Here is a 13,349-nt window from a genome sequence, read left to right as displayed (position 1 = left end):
ACTAATTGGTTCTAAACAGGGCCTCGATGGAGAGACCCTGCCCCAGCAGGATCTCCCGCAAGCGACGCAAGCCTTCCACCTGAATCTGGCGTACCCGCTCCCGGGTCAGTCCGATCTCGGCGCCCACATCTTCCAGGGTGGCCGGCTCATAGCCGAGCAGGCCGAAACGCCGGGCCAGCACCTCCCGCTGCTTGGGATTCAGCTCCTCCAGCCAGTGGACTATGCTGCTGCGCATGTCGTCTTCCTGGGATTCCAGCTCGGGCCCCATGCCGCGCTCATCGGACAGGACATCGAGCAGCGCCTTGTCGCGATCGCCGCCGATGGGGGTATCCACCGAGGTGATCTTCTCGTTGAGCTTGAGCATGCGGTTCACGTCATCGACCGAACGATCCAGCGCATGGGCGATATCCTCGGCGGTGGGTTCATGATCGAGACGGTGCGAGAGCTCGCGGGCGGTACGCAGGTAGACGTTCAGCTCCTTGACCACGTGGATCGGCAGCCGGATGGTGCGGGTCTGGTTCATGATGGCCCGCTCTATGGTCTGGCGGATCCACCAGGTGGCATAGGTGGAGAAACGGAAGCCGCGCTCGGGGTCGAACTTTTCGACCGCACGGATAAGACCGAGGTTACCCTCTTCGATGAGATCCAGCAGCACCAGGCCGCGGTTGTTGTAGCGTCGGGCAATCTTGACCACCAGCCGCAAGTTGGACTCGATCATGCGCTTGCGGGCGGCTTTGTCACCGCGCAAGGCACGACGGGCGTAATAAACTTCCTCTTCAGCCGTGAGCAAGGGGGAGAACCCAATCTCCCCCAGGTAGAGCTGGGTGGCATCCATGACCTTGTTCAGTTCCGGCACCATCAATTCGTCGGAGATAGTCTCCTCAACCTCGGCGGCAACTTCCTGAACCTCTTCTTCCTCATGGGTTTCCAGCTCTTCGTCGAACTCTAATTCTGCATCCTGCATTACCAGTTGTTCTTGGCTCATGATATGTCTCCCTGACCTGAACCAGAGTAAGACCTAGCTCTCTGGGTTAACGCTTTGGCAAATAGCTCATCGGGTTAATCGACTTGCCTCTGTACCGGATCTCGAAGTGCAAGCGCACATCCGGTGCGTCCGTGCTACCCATATTGGCGATGACAGTGCCCCCTTTGACGGAGTCACCCTCCTTCACCCGCAACTCATCGTTGTGGGCATAAGCGGAGAGGTAGTCATCATCGTGCTTGAGAATAATCAGCTTGCCATAGCCCCGCAGCGCGCTGCCCGCATAGACAACCTTGCCACCACTCGCGGCGTAGATGGGTTGCCCCTTCTGACCAGAGATATCGATGCCCTTGTTGCCCTGCTCCGCGACAGAGAAACCTTCGACGACCCGGCCTTGAGTCGGCCAGTGCCATGAGAGCTTCGACTGGGAGCTGCTTGTTTTTTGTTCTTTGACCTGAGCGTATGCTGTTGAAGATGATGGAGCAATCGTTTTCTGTGCGATGAACGGAGTGGTCGTACCTGCCGGGGCGGTCGCCATAGGCTTGGGACCCGAACTGGCCACTACCGCCGTAGCCACCACCATCTGGCTGCCTCCGGTCGCGCTCGACCCGACCTTGAGCACCTGCCCCACATTCAGGGCATAGGGCGCCTGCAGGTTATTGCGCTGCGCCAGGGTCTGGTTCGACACGTTGAACTGACGCCCAATGCTGCTCAGGGTGTCGCCGCGGCGCACCTCATAGGTACCAGCGCCACTGACGGCGCTGCTGGTACTGCCGGTGCTGGCCACCGCGGCAGAGGAGCCATCCAGCCTGAGCTGCTGGCCCGGGTAGATGTTGTAGGGGGGGCTGATCCCGTTGAGGCTGACCAAGGACGCGACATCCATGCCCGAACGGAAGGCGATGGAGTAGAGGGTATCCCCCTTGACCACTGTGTAACCGCCGCCCTGCATGCCCGGATTGGCCATGTTTTGACGAGTCGGGATGGTCGAGGCAATGGGGTCATTGCCGAGACTCTGTACCGGGGCAGCAGTCTTGCTGGAAGAGCAGGCAAGCAGTAGCCATGACAACACGACGACACTACTTCCTTGCCAAACACGCGAACGCATAGTGGATCCTTAACGACTAAACCAGAAATAGGCCGCAATGGCCAAACCAATACAGAGCCAGCCCAGCACATCCACATAGTGCATCAGCCTGCGCTCCATCTTCTCACCGCCCCAGCGCATCAGACCCGCCACCAGGAAGAAGCGCATGCCACGACCAATCAACGAGGTCAAAATGAAGGGCAAAAGGGCCATGTGGAGCAAGCCCGCCGTGACGGTAAACACCTTGTAGGGGATCGGCGTGAAACTGGCAATGAAAATCACCCAGATGCCCCATTGTTCGAACCACTGCTCGGCCAGGGCGATCTTGTCCTCATAGCCGACAGAGACCACCAGCGGCTGTACCACCGGCTCCCACAGGGCGTAGCCCAGCAGGTAGCCAAACACCGCCCCCAGCACCGAGAACAGGGTGGCCAAGCCGGCGTAGTGCCATGCTCGGTGGGGTTTGGCCAGCGCCATGGGCGCCAGCATCACGTCCACCGGGATGGGCCAGAATACGGATTCGATAAAGGCGGTGATCGCCAGATAATAAGGCGCGTACTTGTGGCGCGCCCACTGCATCACCAGCACATAGAGGCGGGAAAACAACTTCACTCAACATCTCCGTCAATGAGGGGAACAAAACGCACCGGCTCCAGGATCCGGCTGGTCAGCTGGGAGCCTGAGCGTTCGATCAGCTGCAAAGTCTGCTGGCTGTCGCCCACCGGCAGCACCAGCCTGCCACCCTCGGCCAGCTGATCGGTCAGGGCCTTGGGCACCTCGCTGGCCGCCGCCGTCACCAGAATGGCATCGAACGGTCCCTTGTTGGGCCATCCCAACCAGCCGTTGCCGTGCTTGGCCGAGACATTGTGCAGATCGAGCTGACGCAACCGGCGCCGGGCCAGGAACTGCAGTGACTTGATCCGCTCCACCGTGTAGACATGTTCCACCAGATGAGCCAGCACCGCGGTCTGATAACCGGAGCCAGTGCCGATCTCCAGCACATGGGCCGGATTGTTCTGGATCAGCAGCTCGGTCATCCGCGCCACCATGTAGGGTTGCGAGATGGTCTGACCGTGGCCGATGGGTAGGGCCGTATTGTCCCAGGCCTTGTGCGCCATGGCCTCGTCCACAAACAGCTGGCGTGGTACTTTCGCAATCGCCGCGAGCACGCGGAAATCGCGAATATCCTGGGCAATCAGCTGATTCAAAAGGCGTTGTACGATCACACCTTCATCCCTGCAGATCTAGCCAGGCTCCCAGACCCGCCAGACTGCTGTAGGCAGTCATGTCGATGGTCAATGGGGTGATGGAGACATAACCCTGCTCGATGGCCGCGAAATCCGTGCCCTCCCCCGCATCCTGCTGGCTGCCTGGGGGGCCGATCCAGTAGATGGGTTGACCACGAGGATCCTCGGTGCGGATCACCGACTCGGCACGATGGCGATTGCCAAGGCGCGTCACCTTGATCCCCTTGACCTGACTGAGCGGCAGATCCGGCACATTCACGTTGAGGATCTGATCGGCGGGCAGCGAGTGCAGCATCAGGCCCCGCACCAGCAGGACGGCATAGTGAGCCGCCGTGGCGAAGTGGGTCCTGCCCACCAGCGAGATGGCCAGGGAAGGAAAACCGAGGTGGCGCCCTTCGGTCGCCGCCGCCACAGTACCGGAGTAGATGACATCATCCCCCAGGTTGGCGCCGTGGTTAATCCCGGCCACCACCATGTCCGGCTCAGGCCGCACCAGCTCATTGACCGCCAGGTGCACGCAGTCTGTCGGCGTGCCCTTGACCGCATAGCTTTCGATCCCATTAAAGCCGGATTCGCTGAGGCGGGTGACCCGCAGCGGTACCTCCAGCGTCAGGGAATGACTCGCGCCGCTGCGGTTGCGATCCGGCGCCACCACTATGACCTCGCCACAGGCAGTCAGCGCAGTGCTGAGGGCACGAATACCCTCGGCGTGTACACCATCGTCATTACTGACCAGAATTCGCATCGGTTGGGTTCCTGAAACCGTGATCGGCCTCTTCGGCCTGCATTAACTCGCGCACCACGCTGGTGGCAAAGGCCCCGGCCGGCAGGAAGAACGACAGGGTCAAGACCTCGGCGTCCAGCGTCCAGCTCATCCCCTCCGGCAGCAGCAGCAGCGGACGTCTGTCCTGATCCAACCCGGCCTTCTCCAGCCCAGCGCACCAGTCGCCATAAACCGCCAGCACCCCTTGTTCAAACTCGGCGGCGGCCCCCTGACTGGCCAGTCGACCACGGCCCCACTGGGGGGCGGTCAGCTGCACGTCGCCGGAGGCCAACCGCGCCTCCAGCTCGGGGGTCAGCGTCTCTTCACTGAAGATGGAGTGACTGCCCTTGAGCATCACGCAGTCGCCGGCCAGCAACTGATGGGCCAGCCCCTGCTCGATGCGGGCGCTGACGATGGCGTTGAACAGCATGCTGCGGGCGGCTGAGAGATAGAGGGAACGCTTGTTGCGATCGTTGATCCGCTTGCCGGCGAACATCGCCTTGGCCGCCTCCAGGTTGTTGCCGCCACGGCCGAAGCGCTGCTCGCCGTAGTAGTTCGGCACCCCCTGGCTGGCGATGGCCTGCAGACGGGGCTCCAACCCCTCGGTCTGCTCCAGCCCGGTCAGGCGCAGGCGGAAGTGGTTGCCCTTGAGGTAGCCGACCCGCAGCTTGCGGTTGTGACGCTTGGCCTGCAGGATCTGGATGCTGTCGCTCTGGATGACCGACAGATCCGGCTCTGCCTTGCCCGGCAGGTGAATGCCGAACCACTGTTCGGTCACCGCGTGGCGATCCTTGAGGCCGGCCCAGGTCACCGCGTTGCGATTGACCCCGGCCGCATCGGCCAGCAGGCCCGCCACCCAGGCGGTGTTCTCGCCGGTCTTGCGCACCCGCACGAAGATGTGCTCCCCTTCCCCGCAGGGCTCGAAACCGAGATCCTCATTGACCACGAAGTCGCCGGCCTCGGCCTTGAGGATACCGCGGGCAGTCGGTGCCCCATGCAAATAGCTAAGCTGTTCCAACATTATTGTTTCACCAGTAAGACGACGGCTTCGGTGGCGATCCCTTCCTTGCGCCCCGTGAATCCAAGCTGCTCTGTGGTGGTCGCCTTGACATTCACCCGGTTCAAATCACATTTCAAATCCGCCGCCAGCACGGCGCACATGGCCTCGATATGGGGGGCCATCTTGGGGGCCTGGGCGATGATGGTCACGTCCAGATTGCCGATGGCATAACCCGCCTGCTGCACCCGGGCAAATACGTCCCGCAGCAGGATACGGCTGTCGATCCCCTTGAACTCGGCGGCGGTATCGGGGAAGTGGCGGCCGATATCACCGGCACCGATCGCCCCCAGCAGCGCATCGCTCACCGCGTGCAGCACCACATCACCGTCGGAGTGGGCCAGCAGCCCCTGTTCGTACGGCACCGCCACCCCGCCCAGCATGCAGGGGCCGACCCCGCCAAATCGGTGTACATCAAAACCATGTCCAATGCGGATCATGATGGCTCCTTGAACGATGAATCGGGTTGCGCCTGCCGGCGCCCATTCTGTTGATCTAAAAAGAGCCCCGCCAGGGAGAGATCCTCCGGCCGGGTCACCTTGATATTGTCGGCGCGCCCTTCCACCATGCGCACCGGATAACCGGCGCGCTCCATGGCGGAGGCCTCATCGGTGATGGTGGCGCCCAGTGCCAGCCCCTCCTCCAGCGCCCGCCTCAAGGGAGCTGTGGGGAACATCTGCGGGGTCAGGGCATGCCAGAGCTGCTCGCGCTCGACGGTCGCCACTATGTTGCCCTGTTCGTCGGTGCGCTTCATGGTGTCGCGCACCCGACTGCCGAGGATGGCGCCATCACACGTCAGGGCCGCTGCGATCAGCTTGTCGAGATCGCCATGGCAGAGGCAGGGACGGGCGGCATCGTGCACCAGCACCCAGTCCCCGCTCGCCACATGCAGGGCATTCAGGACCGAATAGGCGCGCTCGCTCCCCCCCTCGACTCGCAGGATGCGCGGATCGGCCGCCACCGGCAGGGCATCGAACCAGCCGTCATGGGGGGCCAGCGCCACTATCACCTGAGTGATGGCCGGATGGGACAGCAGCCGGGCGAGACTGTGCTCCAGAATGGTCTGGCCGGCCAGTTGCAGATACTGTTTCGGGCAATCGGCCCCCATCCGGCTGCCAATCCCGGCGGCGGGAACGATGGCGGTCAGCCCGGTGTGGCGATCAGTCATCGTAGGGCGCACCGTCCGGCTCAGTCTCCTGGCCATTATCCTTGGGAATGATCCGGTAGAAGGTCTCACCCTGCTTGATGTAGCCGAGATCGTTGCGCGACAGCTCCTCGATGGCCTCAAGGCCCGAGGTCAGATCATCAATCTCGCGATAAATCAGGTTGTTGCGGTCCTTGAGAACCAGATTGTCCTGCTGCTGCCGGTGAATGGCATCGGAGAGTTCCCGATAGTCGGAGAGGCCATTCTTCCCCAGCCAGAAGTCATATTGCAGCCCTCCCAACAGGAAGAGCAGGATAAGAGTGAGTAGCCGCATGCACTGAGTCTCCTTCAAGCGGCCTAGTTTCCCATATTCGCAGGCAAGACAAAAGGAAGCCGGTGAGCCAGACGGGCAGGGCCGACCAAAAAAGGCGAAAAGACCATGGGCCGCCACCGAAAACATCTCACCCGACATCTGCTCGGACTGTGGGCAAACCAGTCTATGGACATAAAAAAACCCCGCCAGAGTGGCGGGGTTTTTCAACAGCTTAAAAAGTGCAGGCAGTAATTACTGGCCTTTCACTTCTTTCAGACCGCGGAACGGAGCCTTGGCACCCAGGGCTTCTTCGATACGGATCAGCTGGTTGTACTTGGCAACACGGTCAGAACGGCTCATGGAGCCGGTCTTGATCTGGCCAGCAGCGGTACCCACGGCCAGGTCGGCGATGGTCGCGTCTTCGGTCTCACCGGAGCGGTGGGAGATGACGGCAGTGTAGCCAGCGTCTTTGGCCATCTTGATGGCAGCCAGAGTCTCGGTCAGGGAACCGATCTGGTTGAACTTGATCAGGATGGAGTTGGCGATGCCGTTGTCGATACCGCGCTTCAGGATCTTGGTGTTGGTTACGAACAGGTCGTCACCCACGATCTGGATCTTGCTACCCAGTTCCTTGGTCTGGTAGGCGAAGCCGTCCCAGTCGGATTCGTCCAGGCCATCTTCGATGGAGACGATCGGGAACTTGGTGGTCAGGTCGGCCAGGTAGTCGGAGAACTCATTGGAGGTGAAGATACGACCTTCGCCCTTCAGGTTGTACTCTTTCTTCTCGGCGTCGTAGAACTCGGAAGCGGCGCAGTCCATGGCCAGGGTGATATCGGTACCCAGCTTGTAACCGGCAGCAGCAACGGCTTCGGAGATCACTTCCAGCGCTTCGGCGTTGGACTTCAGGTTAGGTGCGAAACCGCCTTCGTCACCCACTGCGGTGGCGTAGCCCTTGGACTTCAGTACCTTGGCCAGGTTGTGGAAGACCTCGGCACCCATGCGGATGGCTTCTTTCAGGGTCTTGGCGCCAACCGGCTGGATCATGAACTCCTGGATGTCGACGTTGTTGTCGGCGTGCTCACCACCGTTGATGATGTTCATCATCGGCAGCGGCATGGAGTAAACACCCGGGGTACCGTTCAGCTCGGCGATGTGAGCGTACAGCGGCAGGCCCTTGGCGGCAGCAGCAGCTTTGGCGTTGGCCAGGGAAACAGCCAGGATGGCGTTGGCGCCGAACTTGGATTTGTTCTCGGTACCGTCGAGGTCGATCATGATCTGGTCAATAGCGGCCTGGTCCTTGGCATCTTTACCCAGCAGAGCCTGAGCGATCGGGCCGTTAACGGCTTCGATGGCTTTCAGCACGCCTTTACCCAGGAAACGGCTCTTGTCGCCGTCACGCAGTTCCAGCGCTTCGCGGGAACCGGTGGACGCGCCAGACGGAGCGGCTGCCATACCAACAAAACCACCTTCCAGATGAACTTCGGCCTCAACGGTCGGGTTACCACGGGAGTCGATGATTTCACGACCGATCACTTTAACGATCTTGGACATGTGTATTTCCTCAGGTTTCGTAAAAAAACAACAAAAATATGCCAAAAAAAGCGGCTGTGGCACAGAGCCTCAACCGCATTTATTTTCAATTACTTCAGATTACGCTTCTGATACTCACCGGCGGCCTTCACGAAACCGGCAAACAGGGCGTGTCCATCACGGGGAGTCGAGGTGAACTCCGGGTGGAACTGCGCCGCTACAAACCAAGGGTGATCCGGAATCTCGATAATTTCCACCAATTTCTTGTCGGCGGAGAGACCGGTCACCTTCAAGCCGGCCGCTTCGATCTGCGGCAGCAGCTTGTTGTTCACCTCATAACGGTGACGGTGGCGCTCATAAATGGTCGGGCTGCCGTACATCTGGCGCACCTTGGAGCCTTCTACCAGGTGGCAGAGCTGGGAGCCCAGACGCATGGTGCCACCCAGATCGGATTTCTCGGTACGGGTCTCGACGTTGCCTTCTTCATCCACCCATTCGGTGATGAGGCCAACGACCGGGTAGGCGCAATCTTTCTTGAATTCGGAGGAGTGAGCCCCTGTCATGCCGGCCACGTTGCGAGCGAACTCGATCATGGCAACCTGCATCCCCAGGCAGATACCCAGGTAGGGGATCTTGTTCTCACGGGCATACTGGGCGGCCAAGATCTTGCCTTCCACGCCACGCTCGCCGAAGCCACCCGGCACCAGGATCGCATCCAGACCTTCCAGCAGCTCGGAGCCACGGGTCTCGATGTCCTGGGAATCGATGAACTTGATGTTGACCGACAGACGGGTCTTCAGGCCACCGTGCTTGAGCGCCTCGTTGACGGACTTGTAGGCATCCGGCAGGGAAACATACTTGCCGACCATGCCGATGGTCACTTCCGCGGTCGGGTTGGCCTCTTCGTAGACAACCTGTTCCCACTCGGACAAGTCGGCTTCGTTGCACTTCAGGCCGAAACGGGCGATGAAATAGTCATCCAGATTCTGGGATTTCAGCAGCGCCGGGATCTTGTAGATGGAGTCGACGTCTTTCATGGAGATGACGGCGCGCTCTGGCACGTTGCAGAACAGGGCAATCTTGGCACGCTCGTTGGCCGGAATGGCGCGATCGGAGCGGCAGATCAGCACGTCTGGCTGGATCCCGATGGAGAGCAGCTCTTTGACCGAGTGCTGGGTCGGCTTGGTCTTCACCTCGCCGGCGGCGGCCAGGTAGGGAACCAGGGTCAGGTGCATGAACATGGCATTGTCGCGGCTCACTTCGGCGGCCAGCTGACGAATGGCTTCGAGGAACGGCAGGGACTCGATATCGCCCACTGTACCGCCCACTTCGACGATGGCCACCTGATGGCCTTCGGCACCGGCAATCACCCGCTCCTTGATGGCGTTGGTGATGTGCGGGATGACCTGGATGGTGGCACCCAGATAGTCACCACGACGCTCTTTGCGCAGCACGTCGGCGTAGATGCGACCTGTGGTGAAGTTGTTGCGACGGGTCATCTTGGTGCGGATGAAACGCTCGTAATGGCCCAGATCCAGATCGGTCTCGGCCCCGTCCTCGGTTACGAACACTTCACCGTGCTGGGTCGGGCTCATGGTGCCCGGATCCACGTTGATATAGGGGTCCAGTTTCATGATGGTCACATCCAGACCACGGGCTTCCAGAATGGCTGCCAGAGAAGCTGCGGCAATGCCTTTGCCGAGGGATGAAACAACGCCACCAGTTACAAAAATATATTTTGTCGTCATGCTGAACCTGAAAGAAGTTTAGGGAATTTTAAGGGGTGCTTCGGGGATGAAGCAGGACGGGGAAACAGTATACCAAAACCCCCTCTCCCAAACAATGAACAAAAATCTATCAGGCTCCCCGCCTCCCCGTCTTGCGCCAAATCAACTTTGTTCGGTTTCCTTGGCCTTGTCCCAGGCTGCGTCCAGCTTCTCCAGGGAACAATCGGTCATTTTCAGCCCTTCCGCGGCAATAAACTGTTCAACCTGACGAAAACGACGTTCGAACTTGGTGTTGGCGGCCCGCAGCACCTGCTCCGGATCCTTGCCCAGATGGCGCACCAGATTGACGGTGGCAAACAGCAGATCGCCGAGCTCATCGCTGACCCTCTCTTCGTCAACGTCGACCATCAGCGCCTCCTCCATCACCTCCTCGATCTCCTCGTGGATCTTGTCCACCACGGGGCCGAGCGTCTTCCAGTCGAAGCCGACGGTGGCGCAGCGCTTCTGGATCTTGGCGGCGCGGGTCAGGGCCGGCAGCGCGAGCGGGATGTCATCCAGCACGCTCTCCTTGTCGAGTGCGGCGCGCTCCTTGGCCTTCTCCGCCTCCCAGTTCAACTTGACCGCCTGCTCGTCACCCAGATCCGCATCGGAGAACACATGGGGATGGCGGCGGATAAGCTTCTCACTCACCGTAGCGACGATATCGGCGAAATCGAACAGCCCCTGCTCCTTGCCCAGCTGGGCGTAGAACACCACCTGGAACAGCAGATCGCCGAGTTCGCCCTTCAATCCTTCCCAATCCCGGGTTTCGATGGCATCGGCCACCTCGTAGGCCTCCTCCAGGGTGTGGGGCACTATGGTCTGGAAATCCTGCTTGAGATCCCAGGGGCAACCCCCTTGCGGATTACGCAGTTGAGCCATGATCTCGAGCAGTTGGGGCAGGTCGTAACGTTGGGACATGGGCTCTTCACTTTCGATTCGTTCAAGAAGGGTCATAAAGAACAACCGGCCACGGGGGCCGGTCACTTTTTATCAGGCATTAGAGGCGCTTGGCGCTGATCACGTCGTTGAGCTGGCTGAGCTTGGCCAAGGCCCGGTTGAAGGCGTTGATGTTGTAGATCTCCAGCTCCATGTCGATCTCCGCGGTCTGCTCGCGCACATTGGAGCGCGAGCGCACCCCCATCACGTTGATCTTCTCGTTGGCGAGCACAGTGGTGATGTCGCGCAGCAGGCCGGATCTGTCGTTGGAGAGAATGCGGATGGTGAGACCATAACCGCCGGAGTAGTTCTCCCCCCAGACCGCCTCGATCAGCCGCTCCGGGTTGCGGCGAGACAGCTCCTTGAGCTGCTCGCAGTCCTCCCGGTGGATGGAGACGCCGCGCCCCATGGTGATGAAGCCCTGGATGCCGTCCCCCGGAATGGGCTGGCAGCAGCGGGCGATATGGGTCATCAGATTGCCGACCCCTTCCACTACGATGTGATCCTTGGGCTTGGGCCGGAACGGCAGATTGGCCTTCTGCTCCAGCTTCTCCAGCAGGCGGCGATCCTCTTCCTCGGCGGTCGGCTTGTTGTAGCGGGTGTCCAGGTAGTTGAGCAGCTGGTTGATGCGGATGTCGCCGCTGCCGATGCCGGCCAGCAGATCGTCGAGCTCCTCGGCATGGAAGCGCTCGAGCACCACCTTGTCCACCTTGGAGAGGGTCAGGTTGTGCCTGTCCAGCTCCTTCTCCAGCAACTCCTTGCCGGCGGCGATGTTCTTGTCCCTATCCAGCTTCCTGAACCAGGTGGCCACCTTGGCCCGCGCTCGGCTGGAGCGCAGGAAGCCGGCGTTCGGGTTCATCCAGTCGCGGCTCGGGTTCGGCTCCTTCTGGGTGATCACCTCCACCTGATCGCCGGTCTGCAGCGTATAGGTGAAGGGCACTATGCGGCCATCCACCTTGGTGCCGATGCAGCGGTGGCCGATCATGCTGTGCACGTGATAGGCGAAATCGAGCGGGGTGGCCCCCGCCGGCAGGTCGATGACATCGCCCTTGGGGGTGAACACATAGACCCTGTCCTCGAACACCTGGCTGCGCAGATCGTCCAGCAGGGAGCCGCTCTCGGAGAGATCCTCCTGCCAGGCGAGCAGCTTGCGCAGCCACTCGATCTTGTCCTCGAAGGTGCTGGTCTTGGCGGCGGCCTGGGCCCCTTCCTTGTAGCGCCAGTGAGCCGCGACGCCGAGCTCGGCATCCTGATGCATCTGCTCGGTCCGGATCTGGATCTCGATGGTCTTGCCTTCCGCCCCCACCACTACGGTGTGGATGGATTGATAGCCGTTCGGCTTGGGGTTGGCGACATAGTCGTCGAATTCACGGGGAATGTGGTGGAAGTGGGTATGGACTATGCCGAGCGCCGCGTAGCAATCCTGCAGCCGCTTGGTCACCACCCGCACCGCACGCACGTCGAACAGCTCGTTGAATTCGAGGTGCTTCTTCTGCATCTTGCGCCAGATGCTGTAGATGTGTTTGGGGCGGCCGTAGACCTCGGCCTCGACCCCGGCCTCGGCAAGCGCATCGCGCAGGGACTGCACAAACTCGCGGATGTAGCGCTCCCGATCGAGACGCTTCTCGTCGAGTTGCTTGGCGATCTGCTTGTAGGTGTCCGGGTGCAGGTAACGGAAGGCGAGATCTTCCAGCTCCCACTTGAGCTGACCGATGCCGAGCCGGTTGGCGAGCGGCGCATAGATGTTGGTGATCTCCTGGGCCATCAGCACCCGGGTCTCTTCATCCGCCTTCTTCGCTTCCCGCAGGCAGGCGATCCGCTCCGCCAGCTTGATCACCACGGCGCGCACATCCTCGACCATGGCGAGCAGCATGCGCCGCACATTGTCGACCTGCTCCGGCGAGGTTTCGCTGCGGTGCAGGGTCTGCAGGGAGCGGATGGCCTCCATCTCCAGCACCCCTTCCACCAGCTTGGCGATCTTGGGACCGAAGTCCTCGCTCATCCGCTCCTGATTGAGGAGCCCGGCCTCGACGAAGGGATAGATGATGGCGGCCTTGAGGGTGGCAAGGTCCATGCTGAGCATCAGCAGGATGCCGACCATCTCGACCCCGCGCACCAGCAGGCGGCTGGTGAGCGCCTCGTCACCGAGCGTCAGACAATACTGGTAAGCGGTTCGCAGTTGATTCTTGTCATTCTCACTCAGAGTCAGTGAACCGACCCACTCCTCCAGAGTGAAATTGTCTTTCAAATGAATATCGCGCACCGCAACCATGGTATCAATCCTTTAAATTGTGGGGCCGAAAGCCGATGCTTCCAGTCCCTCATCTGCTGATGACTGCCTCAAATGGGGATGTGAGAGAGACTTTTCAAGGCATGCCACCTTCCAGGTGACAGGGTTCTCCACACAGCCGGCCAATTTTTGAGGATCTAGATTACCCCAATCATTCCTGCTCAAACAGCGCCATAGGCATCAGAATGCCCCAGCCGCAGGAGCCGGATTACCTTAATCCATGCCTGCTAAAGC

13 protein-coding genes are annotated in these 13,349 nt (G+C 60.6%); all 13 read right to left on the bottom strand.

The window, feature by feature from the left end; genetic code table 11:
* Position 1 precedes the first annotated feature (1 nt).
* The 13 genes from rpoS to relA all read right to left on the bottom strand — a co-directional run bounded on the left by rpoS (position 2) and on the right by relA (position 13,097).
* Positions 2-985 carry an RNA polymerase sigma factor RpoS gene (gene rpoS, locus KW821_RS12355; protein WP_218291645.1) on the bottom strand — a complete coding sequence of 328 codons (984 nt, stop codon included), beginning with the start codon at positions 983-985 and terminating at the stop codon, positions 2-4.
* Positions 986-1,031: 46 nt separating this feature from the next.
* On the bottom strand, positions 1,032-2,087 hold the full coding sequence (locus KW821_RS12350; protein ID WP_218291644.1) for a LysM peptidoglycan-binding domain-containing protein: 1,056 nt from the start codon (positions 2,085-2,087) through the stop codon (positions 1,032-1,034).
* A 9-nt stretch (positions 2,088-2,096) separates the two neighbouring features.
* Positions 2,097-2,678: a YqaA family protein gene (locus tag KW821_RS12345; RefSeq protein WP_218291643.1), complete on the bottom strand. Its 582-nt coding sequence runs from the start codon at positions 2,676-2,678 to the stop codon at positions 2,097-2,099.
* Positions 2,675-3,292, bottom strand: coding sequence for a protein-L-isoaspartate(D-aspartate) O-methyltransferase (locus tag KW821_RS12340; RefSeq protein WP_042653036.1), 618 nt, complete (start codon positions 3,290-3,292; stop codon positions 2,675-2,677). Before KW821_RS12340 ends, KW821_RS12345 begins: the two co-directional genes overlap by 4 nt.
* Positions 3,293-3,296: 4 nt before the next feature.
* Positions 3,297-4,058: a 5'/3'-nucleotidase SurE gene (gene surE, locus KW821_RS12335; RefSeq protein ID WP_218291642.1), complete on the bottom strand. Its 762-nt coding sequence runs from the start codon at positions 4,056-4,058 to the stop codon at positions 3,297-3,299.
* Positions 4,039-5,097, bottom strand: a complete 1,059-nt coding sequence (gene truD, locus KW821_RS12330; RefSeq protein WP_218291641.1) for a tRNA pseudouridine(13) synthase TruD — start codon at positions 5,095-5,097, stop codon at positions 4,039-4,041. Before truD ends, surE begins: the two co-directional genes overlap by 20 nt.
* Entirely contained in the window at positions 5,097-5,573 is a 477-nt protein-coding gene (gene ispF / locus KW821_RS12325; RefSeq protein WP_042653038.1) for a 2-C-methyl-D-erythritol 2,4-cyclodiphosphate synthase, read from the bottom strand. Before ispF ends, truD begins: the two co-directional genes overlap by 1 nt.
* Complete coding sequence (ispD, locus tag KW821_RS12320; RefSeq protein WP_218291640.1) at positions 5,570-6,301, bottom strand: 2-C-methyl-D-erythritol 4-phosphate cytidylyltransferase; 732 nt, start codon at positions 6,299-6,301, stop codon at positions 5,570-5,572. Before ispD ends, ispF begins: the two co-directional genes overlap by 4 nt.
* The gene (gene ftsB, locus KW821_RS12315) at positions 6,294-6,611 is read right to left on the bottom strand and encodes a cell division protein FtsB (RefSeq protein WP_042653040.1); all 318 of its coding nucleotides are present in this window, start codon (positions 6,609-6,611) and stop codon (positions 6,294-6,296) included. Before ftsB ends, ispD begins: the two co-directional genes overlap by 8 nt.
* Positions 6,612-6,842: 231 nt before the next feature.
* Positions 6,843-8,141 (bottom strand): phosphopyruvate hydratase, encoded by a 1,299-nt coding sequence (eno, locus tag KW821_RS12310; protein WP_042653041.1) that lies wholly within the window; start codon positions 8,139-8,141, stop codon positions 6,843-6,845.
* A gap of 89 nt (positions 8,142-8,230) precedes the next feature.
* Positions 8,231-9,868: a glutamine hydrolyzing CTP synthase gene (gene pyrG / locus KW821_RS12305; protein ID WP_042653042.1), complete on the bottom strand. Its 1,638-nt coding sequence runs from the start codon at positions 9,866-9,868 to the stop codon at positions 8,231-8,233.
* Between the two features lie 141 nt (positions 9,869-10,009).
* Positions 10,010-10,807, bottom strand: a complete 798-nt coding sequence (mazG, locus tag KW821_RS12300; protein ID WP_218291639.1) for a nucleoside triphosphate pyrophosphohydrolase — start codon at positions 10,805-10,807, stop codon at positions 10,010-10,012.
* Between the two features lie 79 nt (positions 10,808-10,886).
* Positions 10,887-13,097, bottom strand: a complete 2,211-nt coding sequence (gene relA / locus KW821_RS12295) for a GTP diphosphokinase (protein WP_218291638.1) — start codon at positions 13,095-13,097, stop codon at positions 10,887-10,889.
* Positions 13,098-13,349: the final 252 nt, after the last annotated feature.

This window comes from Aeromonas sp. sif2416 (genome assembly GCF_019218665.1).
In the GTDB taxonomy this organism is placed as follows: domain Bacteria; phylum Pseudomonadota; class Gammaproteobacteria; order Enterobacterales; family Aeromonadaceae; genus Aeromonas; species Aeromonas encheleia.
Note: the sequence above shows the minus strand (reverse complement) of the source record. Positions and strands in the feature narration are given on the sequence as shown.

Coding starts and splice junctions, on each gene's coding strand:
- rpoS (WP_218291645.1), bottom strand. CDS start 985: ATGAGCCAAGAACAACTGGTAATGCAGGATGCAGAATTAGAGTTCGAC.
- KW821_RS12350 (WP_218291644.1), bottom strand. CDS start 2,087: ATGCGTTCGCGTGTTTGGCAAGGAAGTAGTGTCGTCGTGTTGTCATGG.
- surE (WP_218291642.1), bottom strand. CDS start 4,058: ATGCGAATTCTGGTCAGTAATGACGATGGTGTACACGCCGAGGGTATT.
- truD (WP_218291641.1), bottom strand. CDS start 5,097: ATGTTGGAACAGCTTAGCTATTTGCATGGGGCACCGACTGCCCGCGGT.
- ispF (WP_042653038.1), bottom strand. CDS start 5,573: ATGATCCGCATTGGACATGGTTTTGATGTACACCGATTTGGCGGGGTC.
- ispD (WP_218291640.1), bottom strand. CDS start 6,301: ATGACTGATCGCCACACCGGGCTGACCGCCATCGTTCCCGCCGCCGGG.
- ftsB (WP_042653040.1), bottom strand. CDS start 6,611: ATGCGGCTACTCACTCTTATCCTGCTCTTCCTGTTGGGAGGGCTGCAA.
- eno (WP_042653041.1), bottom strand. CDS start 8,141: ATGTCCAAGATCGTTAAAGTGATCGGTCGTGAAATCATCGACTCCCGT.
- pyrG (WP_042653042.1), bottom strand. CDS start 9,868: ATGACGACAAAATATATTTTTGTAACTGGTGGCGTTGTTTCATCCCTC.
- mazG (WP_218291639.1), bottom strand. CDS start 10,807: ATGTCCCAACGTTACGACCTGCCCCAACTGCTCGAGATCATGGCTCAA.
- relA (WP_218291638.1), bottom strand. CDS start 13,097: ATGGTTGCGGTGCGCGATATTCATTTGAAAGACAATTTCACTCTGGAG.